At 48.3% G+C, this 23247-nt stretch carries 17 protein-coding genes; 2 read left to right on the forward strand and 15 right to left on the reverse strand.

All coding sequences use genetic code 11. The annotated features are described in order from the left end of the window. Positions 1-169 precede the first annotated feature (169 nt). The 6 genes from NYE45_RS19745 to NYE45_RS19770 all read right to left on the reverse strand — a co-directional run bounded on the left by NYE45_RS19745 (position 170) and on the right by NYE45_RS19770 (position 8457). Positions 170-1066, reverse strand: coding sequence for a hypothetical protein (locus tag NYE45_RS19745; protein WP_340017405.1), 897 nt, complete (start codon positions 1064-1066; stop codon positions 170-172). Between the two features lie 35 nt (positions 1067-1101). Then, positions 1102-2469, reverse strand: coding sequence for a nucleotide sugar dehydrogenase (locus NYE45_RS19750; protein WP_340013707.1), 1368 nt, complete (start codon positions 2467-2469; stop codon positions 1102-1104). Positions 2470-2561: 92 nt separating this feature from the next. After that, complete coding sequence (locus tag NYE45_RS19755; protein WP_036674925.1) at positions 2562-3365, reverse strand: response regulator; 804 nt, start codon at positions 3363-3365, stop codon at positions 2562-2564. A 208-nt stretch (positions 3366-3573) separates the two neighbouring features. Next, entirely contained in the window at positions 3574-4974 is a 1401-nt protein-coding gene (locus NYE45_RS19760; RefSeq protein WP_211175826.1) for a glycosyltransferase, read from the reverse strand. Positions 4975-4996: 22 nt separating this feature from the next. Next, entirely contained in the window at positions 4997-6205 is a 1209-nt protein-coding gene (locus NYE45_RS19765; RefSeq protein ID WP_340013708.1) for a HEAT repeat domain-containing protein, read from the reverse strand. A 26-nt stretch (positions 6206-6231) separates the two neighbouring features. Further along, a complete protein-coding gene (locus NYE45_RS19770) occupies positions 6232-8457 on the reverse strand; it encodes a hypothetical protein (RefSeq protein WP_340013709.1) in 2226 nt (741 codons plus the stop codon). A gap of 856 nt (positions 8458-9313) precedes the next feature. On the opposite strand from NYE45_RS19770, the gene NYE45_RS19775 reads away from it, so the two are divergent. After that, the gene (locus NYE45_RS19775; RefSeq protein ID WP_340013710.1) at positions 9314-10558 is read left to right on the forward strand and encodes a DNA polymerase IV; all 1245 of its coding nucleotides are present in this window, start codon (positions 9314-9316) and stop codon (positions 10556-10558) included. Next, positions 10555-10896: a YolD-like family protein gene (locus tag NYE45_RS19780; RefSeq protein ID WP_062835342.1), complete on the forward strand. Its 342-nt coding sequence runs from the start codon at positions 10555-10557 to the stop codon at positions 10894-10896. The genes NYE45_RS19775 and NYE45_RS19780 overlap by 4 nt, the downstream gene beginning before the upstream one ends. 226 nt (positions 10897-11122) lie before the next feature. Here the strand turns inward: NYE45_RS19780 and glsA are convergent, their stop codons facing one another. The 9 genes from glsA to NYE45_RS19825 all read right to left on the reverse strand — a co-directional run bounded on the left by glsA (position 11123) and on the right by NYE45_RS19825 (position 22954). Further along, positions 11123-12064, reverse strand: coding sequence for a glutaminase A (gene glsA / locus NYE45_RS19785; protein ID WP_339166458.1), 942 nt, complete (start codon positions 12062-12064; stop codon positions 11123-11125). Positions 12065-12203: 139 nt separating this feature from the next. Further along, positions 12204-12686, reverse strand: coding sequence for a GNAT family N-acetyltransferase (locus NYE45_RS19790; protein WP_340013711.1), 483 nt, complete (start codon positions 12684-12686; stop codon positions 12204-12206). 264 nt (positions 12687-12950) lie between these two features. Continuing rightward, positions 12951-14186, reverse strand: a complete 1236-nt coding sequence (locus tag NYE45_RS19795; protein WP_340017406.1) for an OFA family MFS transporter — start codon at positions 14184-14186, stop codon at positions 12951-12953. 180 nt (positions 14187-14366) lie between these two features. Further along, the gene (locus NYE45_RS19800) at positions 14367-15161 is read right to left on the reverse strand and encodes a LytTR family DNA-binding domain-containing protein (protein ID WP_340013712.1); all 795 of its coding nucleotides are present in this window, start codon (positions 15159-15161) and stop codon (positions 14367-14369) included. Between the two features lie 10 nt (positions 15162-15171). Continuing rightward, complete coding sequence (locus NYE45_RS19805) at positions 15172-16833, reverse strand: sensor histidine kinase (RefSeq protein WP_336763862.1); 1662 nt, start codon at positions 16831-16833, stop codon at positions 15172-15174. A gap of 959 nt (positions 16834-17792) precedes the next feature. Continuing rightward, the gene (locus tag NYE45_RS19810; RefSeq protein WP_062835347.1) at positions 17793-18080 is read right to left on the reverse strand and encodes a stage VI sporulation protein F; all 288 of its coding nucleotides are present in this window, start codon (positions 18078-18080) and stop codon (positions 17793-17795) included. A 114-nt stretch (positions 18081-18194) separates the two neighbouring features. Then, positions 18195-20240 (reverse strand): ATP-dependent DNA helicase RecG, encoded by a 2046-nt coding sequence (gene recG / locus NYE45_RS19815; protein ID WP_340013713.1) that lies wholly within the window; start codon positions 20238-20240, stop codon positions 18195-18197. Between the two features lie 10 nt (positions 20241-20250). Continuing rightward, on the reverse strand, positions 20251-21114 hold the full coding sequence (locus NYE45_RS19820) for a DegV family protein (protein WP_340013714.1): 864 nt from the start codon (positions 21112-21114) through the stop codon (positions 20251-20253). 28 nt (positions 21115-21142) lie between these two features. Then, a complete protein-coding gene (locus NYE45_RS19825) occupies positions 21143-22954 on the reverse strand; it encodes a DAK2 domain-containing protein (protein ID WP_340013715.1) in 1812 nt (603 codons plus the stop codon). Between the last annotated feature and the right edge of the window lie 293 nt (positions 22955-23247).

Here is a 23247-nt window from a genome sequence, read left to right on the forward strand (position 1 = left end):
TTCTTTTTATAATTCATTAGTACTGATTCTTTAGGATTACTTTCATTAGTATAATACTACCATCATGTCGTTTACTGTCAGATTACGCCGTCGAAAAACAAAAAAAACAGGTTAGTCTGATGAAGGTTCTTCACCCACTTCAGACTAACCTGTTAAAGTTGACGTAACGCTATTCCTTCTCCTCATCCTTGCGCGCAAGTGGAATACCGTTCTCCTTGGCATACCATGCTTCATAATGATGCACAGCCACACCTGCAAAAGAAGAATGAGAGGAACCGAGATCGAACACCTTCGCCATTTCTTCATTCATATTGCTAACCGGTTTACGGAAAAAGGTCAGGTGATCCCCCTCGTGTGTATCCGCGAGTTCCGCTCCGATCCAGACTTTCTTGCCGAGATCATCCGCTTCGTCCAGTTCTTCCTTGGACAGATCATACATTTGCTGCCCACTATCCCGGTAAGCCATAATGGCTACGGCATCGAAGTTGGAGATCACCCAGCGACTGAATGTTCCATCACCTTCAGCCGACTGACGGGCATCAAGCCAGAACGGAATGGCAGCGCTCATGTACAGTCCGGCATCCTCGCCGGCTTTCGTCCAGGCCTTCATGTTGTTCTGCCACTCTGCAATGACGCTGCTCTCCTCGTTCTCCCAGCGCTTCAGCTGATACGGCTCCACATCCAGTTGAATGCCTTGGAAGCGTTCATTCTTCGCCGAAGCTGCATTGTATGCTCGTACTCGCTCGATAAAAGCAAGCCCTTCATCCCGCTTCTCCTCATAGGCCCAGTCTGCATGACCGTTAAGTCCATGCACTTCAATCTCAGCCTGCCCTGCAGCTGCGATGAATTTGCGATATGTTGCGTCAGGCACCTCATCCTGAATTTGCAGGAAGATGGTATCCACGCCCTGTTCTTTGGAAAAGGCAATAATCTCAGGCGTCTGCTCCGCAATAATGGACGCGTCCCACAGCCAGGTCGCTTTATGCTCCTCCGCCGAGAACCATTTGAACATCCAGGACAGAAGCAGCAGGCACAGCACCACAGCCAGAATAGCCCATTTTGCCATACCCACCAGCTTGCCCCGTTGCCTCATATATTTCCTCAGACGAGCAACGCTTCACTTGGCTCAAGCACAGGATGCTGTACCGAGTGACCAATCTTGTAAATGTGCGGATGTGTGTACGAACGGAACGCATTACGTGTATCCAGAATCGGAACACCCATCTCGGCAATATCAAAGTAAGGCAAATCGCTGTGGTTGGTGATCAGCACGATGCAATCGTACTTCTTGAATTGCTCCAGATTGAACGCTTCGCTGTGTACGGTCTCCCCGTGCTTGTCCTGGAAGGAATCCGCATGTGGATCGTAGTAGCTAACGTTAGCTCCACTTTCCTTGAACAGTTCATATACTTCCAGTCCTGGTGATTCACGCAGGTCGGCAATATTAGGCTTGTACGACATGCCGAGGAGCAGAATATTGGATTTACGTACGGATTTAGCGTATTCGTTCAGAATCGTTGACGTTTTGTTCAATACATAATATGGCATGTTGTCATTGGTGGATTGCGCCAGCTCAATGAATTTGCTATAGAAACGGAAGCCTTTGGCTTTCCATGACAGGTACATCGGATCAAGCGGAATGCAGTGTCCACCGATGCCTGGGCCTGGATAGAATGGCATGAAACCAAATGGTTTCGTCGCCGCCGCGTCAATCACTTCCCAGATATCGATTCCCATGCGGTCGCACATCATCGCCATTTCATTCACAAAGGCAATGTTCACACTACGGAATGTGTTCTCCAGCAGTTTGGACATCTCAGCCACTTTCGGCGAAGATACCGGTACTACCGTTTCTACATATTTGCTATATAACGCTGTTCCAAGTTTCAGGCAGGCTTCGGTTGTACCCCCGATTACTTTCGGCGTATTAAATGTTGTGAAACGTCCGTTCGACGGGTCCACACGTTCAGGCGAGAAGCAGAGGAAATAGTCTTTACCCGCTTCATGTCCGATCTTGTCCAACTTCTGCTGGATCAGTTCTTCGGTAGTACCCGGATAAGTGGTGCTCTCCAAGGTAATCAGCATGCCTGGTTTCATATGCAGTTTGATCTGATCCACAACGGTCTCGATGTAAGACGTATCCGGGTCCTGATTCTCACTCAGCGGTGTCGGTACGCAGATACTAAGTGCGTCGATCACGCGCAGCATACTGTAATCCGTCGTTGGCTGGAAACGACCGCTTTGCATTACTTTTTTCAACTCATCGGACGAAATATCGTGAATATAGGAATCTCCTTGATAGATACTTTCTACTTTGGACGCATCCAGATCAATTCCGATTACCGTGAAACCTTGATTGACCATTTCCACGGCAAGTGGAAGTCCTACGTAACCGAGCCCAACGACGCCGAGTACAGCTTCTTTATTTTCAATCGCATTCAGTAATGTGTGGAATTGTTGATTCTCCATGATATTCCCTCCGGGCAGTGTATTTTGATGGTGCTTAAAATCCATATAAATAGATGAGTGTCTGTGCTCTAAATGTTGCTCTATTCTATCTTCTAATGCAGGCAGCGTCTGATTCGGGCATCCAGCTCTACAGGTGAGAACGGTTTGGTCATGTAATCATCCACTCCGCTGCGGAAGCATTGACTGATCGTCTGCTCGACACGTTGCTCGGTCAACACGACAATTTTGGGTGGCTGCTCCATCTCCAGATTCTGGATATGATGGATGAACGGCAGACCGTCGATGCCATACAGATTCAGCTCCGTGAGCACCAAGTCCGGTGTGACTTTCTCGATCAACTCCAGTGCAGCCAGTCCATCGACGGCTTCATAGGTTTCGTAGCCCTGCATCTTCAACCGCAATTGCAGGAATTCGCGTACCGTCGGATCGTTGTCCACAATCAAAATGCGTTCTGGCTCGTCCGCTGTATTGTCCAGCGTATAGATATGAATCTCCGACGAATCTACGAGCTTCGAGGATTCAGCCATATGCTGAATGGTTGCCTTCGAAGGGCGCTCCCCTTCCGGGAAACTGGCCAGTGTAATCTGTGGATCGGCACCGGGCACGGTCTCTTGCAGCTCATGCTTGATCCGAAGCCCTTCATAGTGAACCTCATCCAGTGACAACCCCGGCAGCAGGACGGCAATCGCCTGGGTAGCCCCATCCTTCCACACCTGGAAGGCAGACTCACTCGTTTGCTCCAGATGTGTCCTGACCTGCTGCTCAGGTTGAGAGTTTCCCGCACAATGGATGAACATTAAGCCGCATGTTTCGGCACCCGTTTCCTTCAAACCCTGTTCTACACTTCGGTACACATTAACGGCAGCCTCACGCTGCAATGTCGCCGTATTTGGCATGTTCTTTTCCACCCTTCTCCTCGATTATCTATATAAGTTCAACTAATTGATATTTACACTGACACTCCGATGACAGAACAGCCTTTCGAAGCAGCTTTCTTTCAGAAAGCTTTTAGGTGCACGCTTCGCTTCTTCAGGCTTTTTCTGCCCTCTCTGTTATCCGTGTAAATGTCTAGTTGGACATATAATTGCTTTGAATATTCTTTACTCAAGCAGCTTCGCTTGTTTTCTTCTCATCCTCGGACCAGCTTTGGCGTGTCATGGTACCCCATGAGTTGTTGTTTTGCATGAACTGCACATGTCCCTGCAATCTCCACAGTACGCCCAGCTGATGGTAACCCACGAATTTCAGCGCGGAGTAGACCAGCATTTTGACCAGATCGGAGAGCTTGTTATAACGTTTGAAAGCAATCTCCTCCAGGACAAGTGCGCCCACACTCAGCAGATAACCACTCACGAAGTTCAATAGTCCGAACAGAACCAGAATCGGCCACTGCGTCATATCCAAAAGCACATATCCGGCGAGAGCCAGAAGTCCGGTAATCCGGAAATACGGGTTCAGCGCTTCAAAAATAACGTTATATGGCATGGTCACCATACCCATAACCTTATATTTTGGATTGAACAACATGCCGCGATTCTCGATCATGTTCTTCAGATTCCCGCGGCCCCAGCGCTTGCGCTGACTGGACAGGATTCGGTAGGAATCCGGTGCTTGTGTCCAGCATACGGCCTCAGGACAGAAGGCAACGCGGTACTTCAATTTGTTTTCCAGCATGTAGCGGTGAAGCTTGATGATGATGTTCATGTCTTCCCCAGGATAACCATCCCGGTATCCACCCACGGCGATAACAGCGTCCTTGCGGAACATGCCAAAGGCACCGGAGACAATGATCAGACCGTTCATATGACTCCAGCCAATCCGCCCGCCCAGGAAGGCTTTGAGATATTCAATGGACTGGAACATCGGCCAGATCTTGCGTGGCAGCGATACATCTTGCACTGCCCCGTTTTCGATTTTGCAGCCATTAGCGATCCTTACATCTCCACCGATGGCTACGGTCTCTTCCGGATTCTCCATATACATGCGTGCCATGCGGATCAGGGCATCCTTCTCCAGCAACGAATCGGCATCGATGGAAGAGATCAACGGATAGTGGGACAGGTTGATCCCGGCATTGAGGGAATCGGCCTTCCCGCCGTTTTCCTTGTCAATGACATACAGATCCGGGAACTCCGGATTATGGTAGATCCCACGAATTTTCTGACAGGCAATCTTGCCCCGAATCTTCGTATTAGGTACCGGCTTCAGGCGATATTCTTCCAACAGGATCTTCAGCGTGGCATCGCTGGAGCCATCATTCACCACAATGACTTCATACGTTGGATAATTCAGCGTCATCAGGCAGTTCACATTTTCAATAATCGTCAGTTCCTCGTTGTACGCCGGTACCAGCAGAGATACAGAAGGCACCAGTTCCGAGCCTGACAATGTATTGTATTTGGAATAATGCGACCGCCGGAAGATCGTCCAGATGTTACGGAACGATAAAGCCAGAATGGAAAAATAGAGCGTATTTACGAAAACAACATAGTAGATTGCGACCATGCCGTAGATTAATAGTAGATCCCTAAGCAGTGTAATCCCCTCCTACCGTCGCGACACCTGTGCGTTTCTTGCTGGTTCTGTTCTCGCGTACAGGGCCAAAATAGCGATCGTACAGCAGTCTTTTTTTGTTATGTGCAATCATCTGCTCTACAGCTCTGTCATCAGTTCTCGTATGCTGCATGGTACTTTCAATCTGCTGCATCGCAATCTCGCGTTCAGCACCTGTACCTTGCACCGCGGCCTGACACAGCGCTTCGAATCCCGGTTCGCCGAGCTTGCTCAGACTCTCCGCACTGTTATAGCGAACTCTCCAGTCATCATCCCGTAGCGCTTTGCGCAGCAATGGAATGCTGCCAGATGCATGCTTCGAACCAAGCGCTTGTACCACTTCGGCGCGAACTTCCGGGTCCGGATCCTGGATCAGCTTCAGAATCGTCTCATCCCGGAGCGCCGGACTTGCGCTAAGATACAGCTTCACCGCTTCGGCACGTACATCCTGATGTTCTGCGCCTACCAGTCTATCGAGTGCAGGCATCACTTCAGGTACAGCCTGTCCCCACATGGCAACCAGTCCGACTTTGACAAAATCAGGATTCCGGTCTTCCAGCAATTCGATTAGAATTCTGCTCGTATCCAGACTGGTTTCGAGCAGAATATCTGCTGCCAGATGGTGAATGGACTTGCCTTTGGTTAACAGCAATGCCAGCATGTCTTTCAGTTCACCTTGTCTGGTCGTGCATCTGGAGATAGAACGACCAATCATAATCGCCATCGGGCCCGGCTTCTCATCCTTCAACAATTCCATCAAGCCCGGAACAGCTTCGGGACAACGCATGCCACCCAAGCGATAAGCCGCATCAATCTGGCGACCGTAACGCAGACGGCCCAGTTCCTTCAGATCATGCTCTACGAATCCTGCTTCACGGCACAGTGTAATTAATTTGTCACGATATTCGCCCTTGAACTGGTCGATCCATTCAATCAGCCTATCCTGAATGACTCTGCGTTCCAGCGGAGCCAGCTTGCCTGGTGGCAGTCTGAGCGGACTATTCTCGGTCAAGGCCGTTTGCAGATAGGTGAAGTAGTCACGCTGCTTCAATTCATAAAACGCCGTCTTGTGTCGTTTGCCGTTGTGGGACATTTTCATGGCAAACAATACGATGACGCCTACAACTACAAGTGCGATACAGATGTACAAAAACAGATAGGCCAAAGCCAAACTTGGAAACATGTGAAAAGGTCCTCCTTTATACTCATTTATTCGATCTGAAAACTAGGAATTTTTTCGTAGCTCTTCTTCATTTTTTCGTAGCTTAGCTTCAGCCGTTCACTATACTGCACCTGCTCCCAAGGCTGCCAGCTATATACTGGCAAAGTCTTCAGGTCCAGGGTCGTCTGTTCCCCCCCAGGCCAAGATACTTTCTTCGTGGCGCGATCCGTTAACCATGGAATCAGGGTAACGCCTTCCACAGCAACTGTGGAGAACTCACGTCCATTCTGGAGCGGTCCATAGTCGATCGCTTGCAGCGAACTCGGATCACCGAACCCGAGCAGCATCCAGGGAATTCGCATCTCCACCTGATTGCCGTTATACTGCCATGCCGTTAATGAATCCGTATCAGGCTGGCCGGGAGCCGTCGTTCCTCGCTTCAATGTTCCGACCTTTTCATTCATGAACGGTTGAGCAGATCGGGTATCCGGCGGTGTCATTCTCAGACTGACTGCCAGATTCCATGGGTGGAACGGATCTGCGGAGGCTGTCTGCTGATCTGGCAGCATGTCGTATCCTTCTTTACCGTACAGACGCTGATTAAAATCATAATCCTTGGCAATCTCCACTTGAGATTCTTCATCCTGCCCCAGTGTAATCACCGTCTCAAGACCATCACTGAGCGTCCGACCCGGGAGTAACTTGTCAGGCTGACTACCTCCTGTAAGTGTATCTGTGCCAATTCGCAGCACTGTCTTAGCCGGGTCAAACGGTTGATCCAAGGTCAGCCCAATATACAGATAAGCTTCATCATGGGTCATCTTCATCTCCTGAATGCCGTCCACTTGGCCCTGCCAGGTCGTGACCTCTTCATCCTTCAGATCATTCCAGTCATCCAGTGATCCGTCGACGGTCAACTGTTCCTGTTTACCCGGGTCCATGGCAAGCAGACCAAACATCTTCTCGTTTGTCAGCACGTTCAGCCAATATGCCCGGCGGTCAGCCGGAATTTCCAGTGGCATCGTGTTCCATGTTTTTTTGAACCACTCATCCTGCCACATGAATACAATAGCTCCCGAGTATCCTTCATCATAGATATCCTGCGTCAATGACGCATCAATATCTCCCTGCTCTACTTCGTTATGTCCACCCTGATTCCGACCTCCCATACCCAGATGGGAAATGCCAAGAGAAGAGGGTACGCCATACTCTGTAATCATTACAGGCATATCGGAAAACTCGGCTTTCAGCTTGCGCAGATAACTTTTGTACGTGTTGTACTCACCGTTCTCATCCTTGATCGTTTGGAGTGTTTTATCGATATGGAACAGATCCGGGTAATACGGGTACACATGGTAGGCTGCAAAATATCCACCATCCCACGCCTCCGGCTGAATATGACGGGCATCCACGCTCACGAGATCCTCTTCATACAGCGGCTCGCCGGGATGATCCAGTACATCGGTGGTTACCCAGTTGGTGAAGGTCATCGGATGCTCCCACCCATACTTTTTCTCCAGGACCGCCGTATGATCCAGCAGCTCTGCGAGCCAGTTCTCGAACGGTGATGCTTCTGGACTCGCCGAGAAATGAACTCCCTTGTACTGCGGTACGTCCGCATGTTTCGCATTCGTGTTGTCTACCATCGCCGGGTCCCATTCCGTACCTACATGCCAGGCCATCAGGTATTTTCCTGCATTCGTCTTGTATTTGCCGCTGGACTCTCCCTGCTTGGCAGGAATATCCGCATCGCCATAGACAGCTGATACGGCCTTTTCAATCTCCTGCTTGAACGTCTGCTCAATATGGGCCGCATAGGCATCCTGCTTCTCAATCAACTCTTCTTCAGGTGACCATATGCCCTGTATAAAATATAACGGTTGCTCCCGGCCGCGGTTATATTCGACCAATGCGGAGTAAAAAATCGGTTCGTGAACCGTGTATACCCGGATTACATTGGCTCCCAGATCCTCGATCTGTTGGAACCACCGCAAGTAATCCTCTTTGGTCAGCGGGAATTCTCCCGGGTAATGCCCCGGTGAAGTTGCGCCCAGGTTGACACCTTTGACGAACATCTCCCTCCACGTTCCATCTGGCCCGTATTCCATGAACCGGTCTCCATCGGTCTTGAATTTCATCTCCGTGCCGTTCTCCGCTGTGTACGTAACGAGCTTGGGTTGCATATAGTGCCATCCGGCAAATATTCCACCGGTCACCACCACTGCTCCTGTCAACACCGTTAATAGCCAGCGTCTTCGTCTTTGTCTGCTCATGTCTTTAGATTGCTCACCTCTCTAATATGCATCCTGCTTCAACATCGAATGGTCCAACATGAAGTTTACGAATCTTTCCGCTTCGGATGTCCGCTTGGTAGAGATGTCAGCGGTGTAGTTCTCACTATAGCGCTAAGACTCTGCATTTGTAACTAGGCTGATGGAAGCAAACATGAAATGGAACATTCTGCCCATAATTCGTAAAAAGAGCCATCAACTAGCACCGGGACGCCTCTCGGATACGTCTGATTCCCGAACACTAATATCTGCTGGAATCGCATGGTTTTGGTGCCCTGCTGATCTTGCAATTCTGGAACCTTTATTGTTATGTGCAACGCGGGTACAGGCAACGTTTGCCGTTTGAACACATACCCCATTAAACGCGAGTCATAATTTAAAGTTGCGGACCTTTTTACAGTATTAACCATAAAGATTACAAAATTGATACTATAGTCCGATAACGCATCAGCGATATTCCGCGTCACATCAAGGTTTTCTGAAAAATGCAGAAAATCAAAAAAGGACGTCAGTCCCCCTCTCTAGGACTGTGCCCATTTATAAACCTTTTACAAAAAGCTAAATGAACTCCCGGTCATCACCCAGAGGTCACAGATCTCTCACATTAAATGTAAAAAAGCACATCTTATTTCCTAATTTCTGCCTCTAATATAGCCAACCAATAATTGTGTCCAATTTGCAAAATAATTCCGGTTGCCGCATTTCGAAATGTCGGATATGCTTATAAAACAGGAACACTTGTTCCATACTGTAAATAAAATGTTAAATGTCGATGTTCAAATGAACATAATCAACGCTAATAGATGAGCACAGCATCACGGATAAGGAGAGAAGTCTTATGCCCCGCCAAGACAGACGTGTCATCATGCTGGCCGACTGCCAGTCATTCTATGCCAGTGTGGAGAAGTCTGCACATCCCGAATACAAGGACCGCCCCCTCGTTGTCGCAGGAGATCCGGCGCGCCGTTCGGGTATTATTCTTGCGGCCTGTCCACTCGCCAAGTCCTATGGAATCACGACAGCAGAACGACTGGGCGAAGCGCTCGCCAAATGTCCGGATGTTGTTGTCGTTCGCCCCCGGATGGCCGAATACATTCGGGTATCCCTTCATATTACGCGCATCCTTCAGTCTTACACCGATCTGGTGGAACCCTATAGTATTGACGAACAGTTTCTCGATGTCACCGGAAGCCTGGATCTCTTCGGCAGTCCCGAGACGATTGCACGCAGCATTCAATCCAGAGTGATGGATGAGACGGGGGTGTACATTCGAATCGGTATCAGTGATACCAAGGTCGTCAGTAAGATGGCCTGTGATCTATATGCCAAAAAAGTCCCTGGTGGCATCTGCACGTTGCCTCGCAAAGATCTGCCGTCGACCATCTGGGAGAAGCCTGTGCGAGACATGTTCATGGTTGGTTCCCGCATGGCACAGCATCTCTACAAGATGGGAGTCTATACGATTGGTGATCTGGCTCAGACCCCTCTGTCCCGGCTAAGAGAACGTTGGGGTGTGAATGGCGAGGTACTGTGGCGTATCGCCCGCGGTATGGATGATTCCCCGGTCAAACCCGGGACATATGCCCATCAGCAGCAGGGTATCGGACATCAGATGACGCTGCCCCGGGACTATGATTCCTGGGAAGATATCAAGGTGGTACTGCTCGAACTGGCGGAACTCGTCAGTCGACGTTCCCGGGACAAATCGCTCATGGGTCATGTGGTGTCTGTTGGATGTCGCGGACAGGATTACGATCGGCCAACCGGTTTCTCCCGCCAGATGAAGGTGAATGAACCCACCAACATTACGGATGAAGTATACGATGCGGCAGCAGCTCTGTTCCTGCGCCATTGGGACGGATTACCCATCCGCCGCATCAGCGTGTCATTGACCGGACTTGTGCCTGATTCCGAAGTGCAGCTGTCCTGGTTTGATGACCGTGAACGCAAAAGAGAACTGGAACGTGCCACGGATGACATTAAGCGCAGATACGGAGATACTGCCATTATGCGAGCATCCTCCCTCTGCTCGTCCGCCCAGGCACAGGAACGTTCTCATAAAATTGGAGGTCATTATAAATGAGTAAAAAATTGCAGCAAAACGGGATCTTTGAGTCCTCACGCATGATGCTCCCCGAACACCGGGAAGCCTACATTCTTCATCAGGAACAACTTGCTCCTCGCACCCGCCCATCTCTGGATGCCCAGGCCGCGGAGGAAATGTCCCGTTTGCTCAGCAACTCGATGATGCTTGGAGATAGGGTCACTATTACGTTGTTTCACGAACATGACGATATCCGTTATACCGGACAAGTGCTTCGACTGGACCGTCCTGCCCGTACCCTCAGACTACTAATGGAAGACGGGTCCCGGGATATTCAGATGAACCTCATTACAGATGTGGCCCTAGCCAATGACTGAATTAGTAACTGAAGGCGTATATACCCACCTCGATGTGTGGATGTCCCATGATAGATGCAGCATGGTCGTTGCCATGCAGGACTGACTTCCTAGACATCCTGGTGAATACCAAAAGCAGCCGACGAGACATATCCGGACCATTCACTTCGTTCAAAAGAAGCAAAATATCAGATACGTGATTCATCGGCTACATATGAGGGTATGGTTTCTTTTTTCAGAAATTTTTTTAGAAAAAGCTCCAGTCAAATTCCTTGGACAGACGCTCGAGCAGATGCACGCCAGCAATACTGTTCCCTTTGCGATTCAGAGCCGGGCCAACAAGACCAATACCGAATTGTCCTGGTACAAGGGTCAAGATGCCTCCGGATACACCACTCTTGGCGGGCAAACCGACCTCGATCGCAAATTCGCCTGACGCATTGTACATCCCACAGGTCGTCATGAAGGTTTTGGCAATCTGTACATATCGGCGAGGAATAAGTTCATTGCCCGTAATCGGATCTGTTCCATCGTAAGCCAGAACGAGTGACATTCGCGCCAAATCTGCACAGGTGACTTCAATGGAGCAATGACGGAAATACACGGCAAGTACATCTTCCACGTCATCCTTGATTACACCGTTATGCTTCAGAAAATAACCAAGTGAACGGTTCAGGTGACCGCTCTCTGATTCGGACTCGAATACCTCTTCGTTATAGCCCAGCTGATCATTGTTCGCCAATTTGCGGAAAAACTCCAGAATGCGGCGTGATTTCTCTTCCTTGCAGTCACCTCCAATTAAGGAGGAGACCGTGATCGCACCCGCATTGATCAGAGGATTGAACGGGATGCCGGGTTCAACCAATTCAAGCTTGATCATCGAATCGTAATCATCGCCTGTGGGTTCTTTTCCTACATTAAAGAAGACCGCTTCTTCTCCATGATCCATCAGGGCCAGAATAAGGGTAAATACTTTGGAGATACTTTGCATCGTAAATGGAACACCGCAATCCCCTGCCGACACATGGTTCCCTTCGGCGTCCATGATATGTATACCAAGCTCATCCTGAGAGGCTTTGACAAGCTCCGGGATATAAGAAGCCACTTTACCCTGCCCGGTGTGCAGACGACTGGTTTCCAGCCACTCCGGCAGTAATGCATTCAGACGTTCCATGGTTGAATTGCTCATATGTCATCTCCTCCACATCTCTATATAAGCATCTTGCATGAAATAGTACATGACGAACTCATGCACCATGATGATAATGAACTCCATCCGCATCATGCAAGATGCCCTATATTATCTGATTACCCTCAGAACCCTTCCTTTATCGCTTCATTTGAAGATTTAACTCCAAGATCTCACCAGGAAGGCCATCATAATCGCCTGTCCAGGTGGATACAAAGTTCTGTCTGGCTAAGATCTGGCGGGAAGCGGCGTTAGAGGGATCGATAACTGCATAGAGCGATCCAATCCCTGCGGCTTGTGCCTGGATAATCAACCGTGACGCTATGGATGTGCCTTGGCCTTTACCCCAATGTTCAGGTAGGATCATGTAACCTATCTCAGCCCTGGTCGGGTCCTCCTGATCCGGAATCAATTTGGCATACGCCACACCGGCACCATCTTCACTAAATACCCGGTAATGTCCACAAGTGGAACGCTCATTAAAATCCAGCATGGATTCGAATTGTGTTCTTGCCTCTTGCTCCGGAATTGCACGTTCTGTAATCTGTTTCATTACTTCCATATTGGAAACCAATGCATAATAATCATCAAAATCAGGTTGTGTGTATTTAATGAAGTTCATGATATGCCTCCTCTGGGGTACATAACTTGGTCTTAGTCTTTCTAGATTCACCTAGAGTATAACAGAAGCGAATGATGGAATGCACACAAGGCACCACGCTCGCTGGCAGCCAGATGGTCCGATAGGCCAACAGTCCGGCCGGCAAACTGGCAACAGTAGATACCAAAAAGCGGCCTCGTTTGGAGACCGCTCTGTTTACTTTGTTTTTTAATTTGCTTTTTAAGATGAAGAAATATTCTCTGTTCCGTACTTCAGTGCATGTTGTTAGCTTGCCCGTGATGAAGGGTTAAGGTTCATCTGTTTTTCACGTTGACGTGCACGACGACCTTGACCTGGAGGAGTGATGATCAGTGCGAGCAACAGCGAGACAGCGCAGAGCACAGCAATTACGATAAAGGTTAGATGGAATCCGCCCAGCAGGGCGCTGATGAATGATCCGGCCAAAGCACCAAATCCAAATCCCTGATAGATCACACCATAGTTTTTGCTCTGATTTTTCAATCCGAAGTAATCGGCCACAATCGCCGGGAATACCGTAATGTTCCCACCGAAGCAGAATGCAACGGCCGCCACACAGGCGAAGAAGATCCCGAAGGTCAGTGGAACCAGGCTAAGTGTCATGACAGCTACGGCTGTAACCAGCAGCGCACCAGCGATGACCTTCATTCGTCCTACTTTATCCGACAGCGCACCAAGAATAATACGTCCTGCCGTGTTAAAGATCGCAACCATAGCCACTGCATTCGCAGCGGTTGCTACATCAAGACCCGCAAGCTGCACACCGATATCTTTGACAATACCAATCAGATACAAGCCACTCATACACGCCGTGAAGAAAATAACAAACAGCATGTACGCTTCTTTCGTACGCAGCATCTCTTTCACCGTATAGTCATGACGTGCAACAACTTCTTTCGTTCCTTCCTTGCTAGCCGGAGCCTGTTCACGAACAACAGCTTCCCGGATCAGGAATGATCCCGCAACCACCAGAACCAGAACGATAATGCCCCAGTACATAAATGCCTGAGCAGGACCAACGGCACCAATCAATGCCGAGTTCACATATTTGAACAATAAACTACCGGTACCGAAGGCGCCGACCGAGATCCCTGAGATCAGACCTTTACGCTCCGGGAACCACTTGATCAGATTAGATAGCGACGTAATATAAGCCGTACCATCTGCAAAACCAACAACAAATCCAGCCAAGATATACAACAGCGTTAATGAAGTGACTTGGGAACTCAGAATAAGACCCAGCCCGAGCACAACCCCGGCTACACGGATCAGGCGCTGAAGACCCCAACGTTCCTGCAACCGTCCTGCAAACAATGTGGCAAATGCCAAAGCAAAACTGGTAATAGAAAAAGTTATCGCGACCGAGCTGACGTCCCATCCGAAACGATCAGACAGCGGTTGATTAAATAAACTCCAAGTATAGATGGTTCCAAGACCCATTTGTACAATGATGGTCCCCAAAACAATAAGCCAGCGGTTCATTTTTGTAGGTGCAAATGTTGATTCAGGTGTTGATGAAGCTGATGAAATTGCTGCTTTCATCGTGATCTCCCCTTTGCCGATGTCATATACATGAATGCGTTCACAAGCTAATCATACATGAAAGGGGATTCATTACACCGTTTTGAGCATGAGTTGCATCAGATGCGGAATGAAATGCTTCTAGATGCGCATGAGTTGCCTGAATTCTTTGACCTTCCCACGACTCACAGGTACTTCAGCTTCCAAATCGCGTAGACGGAGCAGATACGTATTGTTGAACCAAGGTACAATTTCACGGATTTGAGACAGATTTACGACGTAGGAACGGTGGCAACGAAAGAACGTGTCCTGGGGCAGACGGCTGTGAAAATCCGTAATGCTCACTGGCATGGTGAACTCCCCATTTTTGGTATATACCTTCGTCACTTTCTCTTGCGCTTCCGCATAGTAGATATCTGCCGTATCCGTAACAATAATATTGTCATTCCGCAGCAAATTAATTCTTCTGTCCGTATGGGAATTCGTATCTCGTGACAGTTCCCCCTGCGCAGTAGATCCGTCCACCAGAGAGGCTAGTCCATCATCACCACGTTGCTCCACTGGCGCATGATCGCGCTTGAATGCCAACTCCAGCTTATGGAGCATCGTAGCAATTCGTTTCTCGTCGTAAGGCTTCAGAATATAATCAAATGCCTCCAATTCAAAGGCTTCTGCTGCATGTTCCTTGTACGCCGTAGTAAAAACAATATAGGGTTTCGTTGCAAACTTGCCGATATGATGGGCCAGCATCATACCGTCCAGCGAGGGAATATTGATATCGAGAAAAATCACATCAACTTCTTGTTCCTGCAAAAATTTCAGCACATCCAGCCCGTCTTCAAGGCGATCCACCACCTCAATCTGACTATGTTCCTGGATTAAGTAATTCAATTCCTCGCTTGCCAGAATCTCGTCTTCCACAATAAGAGCTCTCATTGATCCATCATCACCTTGTTACGACATCTCCTTTGGGCACATCAAATAAAATATCGGTTCCTTGTTCCAGTCTTGTAATGGTTACACCTTGTCCGTAGATAAGCTTGACCCGGCGATGCACGTTGTATAGCCCAATCTGGTTACCAGGCATACGGTCATGGTAGACGCGCTCAATAATATCTGCACTGATGCCTGCCCCTGTATCACTCACGCTGATTCGCACAAACTCCGGATAATCCTGTACCCGAATTCGAACAGTACCGGGTCCTTTGACCTTGAGAATGCCATGAATAATGGCATTTTCAACGAGCGGTTGGATGACAAGACTCGGAATATGCACGGCGACCTCATCAATCTCATAGATCACATTAAGTCGGCTGCCGAAGCGGGCTTTTTCAATCTCTACATAATTGCGGACCTGCTCCAGCTCCTTATGAATATCGATCAACTCATCCGACAGCTCCAGATTGTAGCGCATGTACCCGGATAGGTTCACAATCAGCTCCCGTGCACGATCCGGTTTGGTTCGGATGGACGAAGCAATCGCATTCAGTGCATTAAACAGAAAATGAGGATGGATGGTTGTCTGTAATGCGCGGAGCTCTGCTTTGTTGGCAGCGGCCTTGATCTCCTCTACCCGCGATACCTCCATCTGGGTCGAAATGATCTGCGATAGACCTACAGCCATCGTTTGCAATGGATACGTAATTTTGTACGCTTTGCGATAATATATTTTGAGCGCACCTGTAATGTCTCCTCGTTCTTTGAGCGGAATGATTAAGAGCGAGTGAATATCGGGTGTTTTTTCATCAATGACATCATTACTGATCGTAATCTCCCCGCTGGATATCGTCTTCTTCGTCATCTCACTTATAATTTCATTACCAATATGATATCGTTCCTCACCAAATCCCACATACGCCAGCACATTCCGGGTATCCGTAATTGCAACCGCATCAGCCTGGATATCCTCTTGAATAATTCGGCAGATCTTGCGCAGCGAGTCCTCATCAATCGAACGAAAATACGGTAAAGTCTTGTTTGCAATCTCAAGCGCCAGCTTCGCCTGACGAGCTGCAATCATCTCCTTTTCCCCTTCAACACTCTGCACCAAAAGCACAATCAGCCCAATGTTGACTTCACCCAGAATCATAGGCAACGCAATCTGCGAAACAATATCGGCACCCAGTGGATCGGGATAGGAAAATAGCAGGATTAATAACATCGTCAGCGCTTCACAGATCATTCCGGCACCAATACCGATGATCCATCGCTTGGGCTTGGGCGTGTACTTATGTATATATCCAGAGACCAGACCTGCCAGGATACTCGTGATCAGGCACGGTATAGCTGTGACTCCATCCATATCAATTAAATACCGATGCACCCCGGAGACAATCCCCGTAATAATGCCAACAGGCGCTCCGAACAAAATACCACCCGATAACACGGCGATGATCCGCACATTCACCAGTGAACCTTCAACATTAATGCCCGTATACGTCCCGAAAATGGCAAAAGCACAGAACAACAAGGTAACCGCAATATACTCCTGCCACCTTAATTTCCCCTTTTGCAGAATCTGCCTAAACCTCGGCACCCTCGACAGAAAGAATAAAAATATAATCAACAGCGCCGCCCGTTCAAATAAACCCAGCAGCATCGTAAACATCTCCAATCGTACTTCCTCCACATCTGTTTGAAAATAAAATGTATACCGACACAGCCACGCCTGTTTGACGTAATATCCAAGACATCGATCGCTGCTGCTCGTATGCAACAGTTTACCGCTCCCCCCAGAGGAAAGCAAAGTCCATCCTGTGAAAATGCATCAACATGACTACACCATGTATGCATATGATAGTTCATCCCTTAAATTCTATAAAAATGTCCGACTCCAAAAAAACCTATGTTATAATTAGTTGTCATGTTATTCCAATTATTCAGTGAAAATAATACAGAAAGGTGTTCATGCATGCTTGCCATTCTACTCTTAGGTTTGCTTCTGCTTTTTAGTCTTCTATGGCTCACCATTTATTGTGTCGCCAGACGCTCCAAGGATCCTGAACGATCAACAAAACTTGTCCAACAAATTATTTTATTTATCTCAATCCTGACTTTAATTGTACAAGATTACATTCTAAAAGAAGAACCTTACAACAGCACTATAATTTTAGTTCTAATCATAACTTTAATATTCATCAGCTCTTTCCAGGATAAAAGTAAGAACACAAAGAGATGAGATACATATAAATTCAAAGCCCAACTAAAAGTTTCTTTACCTATTCCTCCACTACAAAAAAGGGGTGTTCCATCATGTCATCTACATGACTAATGGAACACCCCTTCCTAAATTACCAAACAATCATTCGATGTAATTTGGTCTTTCTAAAGTACTTTCGTTTACACAACAACGGATAGGACAGGAATAACCTAAAGAAGCGAAGCGTGCGCCTAAAAGCTTTCTGGAAGAAAGCTACATCGGAAGCATACGCTATCCCCGGATTTTACCCTTTAGAAAAGGGAATCAAAAAAATCCGGGGATAACAGCGATCGAAAGATGGTACTGCACTCGTAGTGCCCCCCCGTGTAAACAACGCTCTTTATCCCACCCAACATGACATCGAATCTCTACCTAAACATCCCCCACAGCTTAATCAAATGAAACGTATTGTTCGGGTCAATCTTCTGCGCAAGCACAAAAGCGACAAACTGCTCCTCCTGCGCCGTGGAGAAATTCTCATTCATAATGACTGCCGAAGACTTGACCAATCTTCTAACCTTGGCTTTGTCTTGCAGATCAGACTTGGTCACGCCATCAATCAACTTTTTGATACGCTCTTTGACAGCGGGATTTTTCATCTTTAGTTTGATCCGCTCCACCAGCTGCGGACTGATTCCATATTGTTGGTAACCCAAAACGTACAGCACCTCCCAAAGAATAAACTCACTTCTTATTCATATGTCGGGAGGGCTTGTACACTTGTCTTTTTTTACAAAGGTAATACGAAAAACCCGCTGCCATGGGCAGCTTTAGTCAATCAGATCACCTTTAAATACTTGCTGTTGCTGTAGAAAATCACGCAGAGGTGTATAGTCCACAGACGTCCAGAAATCCGCTTCCACAATCAAATGGGATACATCATCTCTGGCCTGTTCCAACACAGCAAAATCTGCAACCATGTCGGCAAGACGGAACTCGGGTAACCCGCTCTGCTTCGTACCAAAGAAATCACCTGGTCCCCGGAGGTCCAGATCCCGACGCGATACCTCGAATCCATCCTCGGTCTCCGTCATGACCTTCATGCGCTCCTGTCCAACCTCCGTCTTGGGATCAGCAATGAGTACACAATAGGATGCATGAGCCCCACGACCAACTCGACCACGTAGCTGATGCAGCTGGGACAGACCGAAACGATCCGCATCCATAATGACCATTAACGTGGCATTCGGTACATCGACCCCTACCTCCACAACGGTGGTGGAGACAAGCAGCTGAATATCATTGCTATAGAAGTCACGCATCATCTCTTCTTTCTCCGCAGCCGTCATCCGTCCATGCAGCAGACCTACACGATATTTCGGAAAGTTCTGCTGCATCTGCACATGCAGATCAATCGCGTTCTGGACATCCAGCTTCTCCGACTCTTCAATAAGTGGACAGATCAGATAGGCCTGACGGCCCTGATCCACTTCTCTGGAAATAAAACCGAGCACCCGCTCCATCATATCGTGCTTGACCCAATACGTAGAGATGGGAATCCGTCCCTTCGGTCGTTCGGAGATGGTGGATACCTCAATGTCACCAAAAGCCGTAATTGCCAGCGTCCGTGGAATTGGCGTAGCTGTCATCGTTAACACATCCGGATTATATCCTTTGCGTCTTAAAACGCTGCGCTGATTCACACCGAAGCGATGCTGCTCGTCCGTCACCACAAGGCCCAGATCACGGAAGAACACATCTTCCTGAATCAGGGCGTGTGTACCCACCACGATATCAATCATGCCCATTTGCAATGAGGCGATCAGATCTTTACGTTTACGGCCATTTACACTGCCCGTTAAGAGCCCTACGGTTACCCCAAACGGTTCAAACAGCTTTTGCAGTGAACGCATATGCTGCTCTGCCAGAATCTCTGTAGGCACCATCAGAGCCCCTTGAAAACCGGAGCGAACAGTTGTATATAGCGCAATCGCCGCAATAACCGTTTTACCCGAGCCCACATCACCCTGCAATAACCGGTTCATTGCATAGGGCGAACGCATATCATGCAGAATTTCAAGCTCCACCTTTTTCTGAGCATCTGTCAGTTCAAAAGGTAAGCTGCGTACAAACTCACGAATCGTCGTATTATCCGTAGTATGTACGACACCATCCATGCGATTTCGGTTCAACGCACGATACGCCTGCATTTTCAACTGGAACAGAAACAGCTCTTCATACACCATCCGCTGTCTCGCCTGCTGACCTTCCCGGTTGTCCTGCGGACGATGAATTCCTGCAATCGCCTGCTTGCGTGGCATCAAACTATATTTCTTCATCAACGATTGGGGCAGAATCTCGGGGATCATATCTCCGAATTGAACTAACCCCTGATTGATCGTTTTGCGCATCCATTGTTGCGTCAGCTTGCCGGTTACCGAGTATACAGGTTGCAGTGTGCCTGAACGGCCATCTCCTTTATCCGGGAACTCCGAGTCAGTCACCGTCATCTGCATACGTTTTTGTTCCCATTTGCCGGTAATTACAATCTCCCGATTGGGTGTGAGTTGCTCTTTGAGAAAATGGCGATTAAACCAGGTTGCGGTAATCATCCACTCTTCCGTCATGATCTTACAAGTGAGACGGGACTTTTTGCCGTATCGTTGTAATACAGGAATACCCATTACCTGTCCCTGGACCGTAATCTTGTCCCCGTCCTTCACTTCACTAAGCGAACGCAGACGATAATCCTCATAACGGAACGGATAATATTCAAGCAAGTCTTTAACAGTAGAGATGCCAAAGGCGTGAAGCTCTCCCTCTTTGAGAGCACTCACGCCGTTAATTTGCTTAACTGATATTTCTTCCAAATTCATGTCTAATCCCTCATTCCGGAACAGGCCACATAAAGATCGCAATGACACCAGGTCCAACATGACTGCCTATTACGGCTCCAATATTGGTATAGATCACTTCATTCAGTGTAAAATGACCACGCAGCTGCTCTGCACAAGCGATCGCTGATCCCGGGTCAGCGGTATGACCTACCGCCAGGTTAACCCGTTTGCCTGCAAGATCCTTCTGGAACAGTTCAATAATGCGTGCCATTGCTTTTTTATGACCTCTGACTTTCTCAACTGCGTAGATCACGCCTTCTTCATCAATAGACAGGATCGGCTTAATGTTGAGCAACGTTCCCAAGATGGCTGAAGCTTTGCCAATCCGACCGCCCTTTTGCAGATACTCAAGGGTATCCACGAGAAAGAACAATTTACGAGATTGTTGCATCCCTTCAATAGCGGCAGCGATTTCGGCTGCTGACTTGCCCTGTTCGGCAAGTTCAGCAGCCTGTACTACCATCAGACCGTATCCATACGATGCTGACTTCGAATCCAGCACGGTGATGTCACCCTCACGCTCCAGCAAAGACTTTCCGAGCATGGCCGATTGATAGGTACCACTCATGCCGGATGACAGGTGGATCGATACAATCGGACGTTCCGGGTTCTGATCAAGCAGTGCCTGATATACATTCATGAAATCCGTTGGAGATGGCTGTGAAGTTGTAGGCAACACAGCGCTCTTCTTCAATTTTTCATAGAACTGTTCTGAGGTCAGATCAACACCGTCTGCATAGGTTTCTTCCCCGAACAGAACACGCAGCGGAACAATGTGAATCCCGTATTTGCGAATGAGTTCTTCGGGAATATCTGCCGTACTATCCGTTACAATTGCAACCTTGTGGCTCATGACTCTCCTCCTCTTCGCTAGAGTGCTATTAGGACTCCACGGAGAACAAGTAATAATATACAGGCTGTCCTCCAAGATGTACCTCTACCTCAGCATCAGGATACTGTTCTTCAAGCCATGCAGCGAGGGCAACGGTAACCTCAGGGTCAGCTTCTTCCCCTTCAAGGATCGTCACCACTTCATCTCCACTCTCCATCATCTGCTTGAGCAGGCCTTCACATGCTTGAAGCATGGTTTCATCCGTCGCTACAATTTTGGAGTTATGAATACCGATATAGTGCCCCGCTTTGATATCCAGTTCATCGTATTGCGTATCACGAACCGCATGAGTCACTTGACCGGACTGCACCCGGCTAATCGCCTCGAGCATCTGGTCACGGTTCGTTTCCGCAGATTCATCTTCCTGGAAAGCAAAAGCAGCAGCCATTCCCTGTGGAATGGTCTTGCTTGGAATAACCGTAATTCGACGCTCGTCTTCAAGCAATTCACGAGCCTGCTCGGCAGCCAGTACAATGTTAGAATTGTTCGGGAGTATAAATACCTGCTCCGCAGCAATGGAACGAACAGCTTTCACAAAATCCTCCGTACTTGGATTCATCGTCTGTCCACCAGACAGAACAACATCGACGCCAAGACTTTGGAAAATCTCTGCAATACCGTCACCAGAGGATACCGCAATAAAACCGTACGGTGCCATCTCATCCGCAGGGAGCACAGCCTCTTCCAGGCTGCGTGCTGCCTCAGGTGGAATCTCTGCAAACAATTCAGGTGAAGGAGCGATGTCCATGCCTGCTGTCAGCAGATCCCGGTGCTGTTCACGCATATTGAGAATATGAATCTGTGTGATTTCACCATATTGAAGTGCCAGGTTTAATACATCGCCTGGTGTCTTGGAATGGACATGAACTTTGATCACTTCATCATCGGCAATGATAATGATCGAATCCCCATTTACTGACAACGCTTTCCGGAATGCTTCATCATCGAATGCCACTCCTGCGTTCTCTCCAAGCTCACGATTAATGAAAAATTCCATGTCATACAGGAATTCAATATCTTCCGTTTCCAATCTCGCCTGAGCGGACAACGGCATCTCTGGTGCAATTACCTGCTGCTGTGCAGGCTTCTTGACAACCACTTCTGCTGGTGCAGACGGTTTCAAAGCAGATGCTGCCACGGATGGAGTTACTTCTTTCTTCAAAGAAGTACGATTCACTCCGTCACTTTGAAGCAATACTTCCATAAAGCCTTCGTAGATATATACAAGCCCCTGACCACCTGAATCCACAACACCAACCTGTTTCAGTACAGGCAGTAATTCCGGAGTCATTGCCAGTGCTTCTTTTGCTTTTAACAAAACTTCATTCATTAATTCAGTAATATCATTCGTCCGTCTTGCGTAGTAATTGGCATGTTTAGCCGCTTCCTTGGCTACGGTAAGAATGGTCCCTTCAACGGGCTTTACGACAGCTTTGTAAGCTGCATCAACACCGTTCTGCAGGGCTGCTGCAAATTGGAGCGTATTCAGTTCCTCATAGGGAGCAGCTGAACGACTAAATCCACGGAACAATTGCGATAGAATAACTCCCGAATTCCCCCGTGCGCCCATAAGCAAGCCTTTCGATAAAATACCGGCAGCTTCGCCGATGGAGGCAGAACTTTTTCTTTTAATCTCTGCAACTCCTGCACTCATTGTCAAATTCATGTTCGTTCCCGTGTCACCATCTGGCACAGGGAAAACATTCAGGGAATTGACGTGCTCTGCATGCTGTCCAAGTTGTTCCGCTCCGGCAAGTACCATTGCGGTGAAATCTGTTCCATTTAAAGAACGTATACTCAAGTGAGAATTCCCCTTCCTAGCTTGATACACGAACACCTTGCACCAAGATGTGTCTGGTCTGTTCATGCGCTAACGCGGACTGCGTTATTCTTCGTCCATACCTTGTCCGGCACAGGCATACAATACATAATGTCAGCCGGATTAACGGTCTGGGCGGCCGGGCTACCAATATCCTGCACTCTCTGCACCCCTAACTTCGGGGCATACGGATATGCACCGGTATCAAGAGCCGGCATGAATGCCGCATGGAGACTGGTGCCAATGATGGAATGCCGCAGCTCACAGCGTTGCCA

Origin of the sequence: Paenibacillus sp. FSL K6-1318, assembly GCF_037976905.1 — a bacterium.
GTDB lineage: Bacteria > Bacillota > Bacilli > Paenibacillales > Paenibacillaceae > Paenibacillus > Paenibacillus amylolyticus_A.

What these genes read in the sequence shown, in the direction of transcription:
- NYE45_RS19745 (WP_340017405.1), bottom strand. Translation starts at nt 1,066, where the DNA reads ATGGCAAAATGGGCTATTCTGGCTGTGGTGCTGTGCCTGCTGCTTCTG.
- NYE45_RS19750 (WP_340013707.1), bottom strand. Translation starts at nt 2,469, where the DNA reads ATGGAGAATCAACAATTCCACACATTACTGAATGCGATTGAAAATAAA.
- NYE45_RS19755 (WP_036674925.1), bottom strand. Translation starts at nt 3,365, where the DNA reads ATGCCAAATACGGCGACATTGCAGCGTGAGGCTGCCGTTAATGTGTAC.
- NYE45_RS19760 (WP_211175826.1), bottom strand. Translation starts at nt 4,974, where the DNA reads ATGGTCGCAATCTACTATGTTGTTTTCGTAAATACGCTCTATTTTTCC.
- NYE45_RS19765 (WP_340013708.1), bottom strand. Translation starts at nt 6,205, where the DNA reads ATGTTTCCAAGTTTGGCTTTGGCCTATCTGTTTTTGTACATCTGTATC.
- NYE45_RS19770 (WP_340013709.1), bottom strand. Translation starts at nt 8,457, where the DNA reads ATGAGCAGACAAAGACGAAGACGCTGGCTATTAACGGTGTTGACAGGA.
- NYE45_RS19775 (WP_340013710.1), top strand. Translation starts at nt 9,314, where the DNA reads ATGCCCCGCCAAGACAGACGTGTCATCATGCTGGCCGACTGCCAGTCA.
- NYE45_RS19780 (WP_062835342.1), top strand. Translation starts at nt 10,555, where the DNA reads ATGAGTAAAAAATTGCAGCAAAACGGGATCTTTGAGTCCTCACGCATG.
- glsA (WP_339166458.1), bottom strand. Translation starts at nt 12,064, where the DNA reads ATGAGCAATTCAACCATGGAACGTCTGAATGCATTACTGCCGGAGTGG.
- NYE45_RS19790 (WP_340013711.1), bottom strand. Translation starts at nt 12,686, where the DNA reads ATGAACTTCATTAAATACACACAACCTGATTTTGATGATTATTATGCA.
- NYE45_RS19795 (WP_340017406.1), bottom strand. Translation starts at nt 14,186, where the DNA reads ATGAACCGCTGGCTTATTGTTTTGGGGACCATCATTGTACAAATGGGT.
- NYE45_RS19800 (WP_340013712.1), bottom strand. Translation starts at nt 15,161, where the DNA reads ATGAGAGCTCTTATTGTGGAAGACGAGATTCTGGCAAGCGAGGAATTG.
- NYE45_RS19805 (WP_336763862.1), bottom strand. Translation starts at nt 16,833, where the DNA reads ATGTTTACGATGCTGCTGGGTTTATTTGAACGGGCGGCGCTGTTGATT.
- recG (WP_340013713.1), bottom strand. Translation starts at nt 20,240, where the DNA reads ATGAATTTGGAAGAAATATCAGTTAAGCAAATTAACGGCGTGAGTGCT.
- NYE45_RS19820 (WP_340013714.1), bottom strand. Translation starts at nt 21,114, where the DNA reads ATGAGCCACAAGGTTGCAATTGTAACGGATAGTACGGCAGATATTCCC.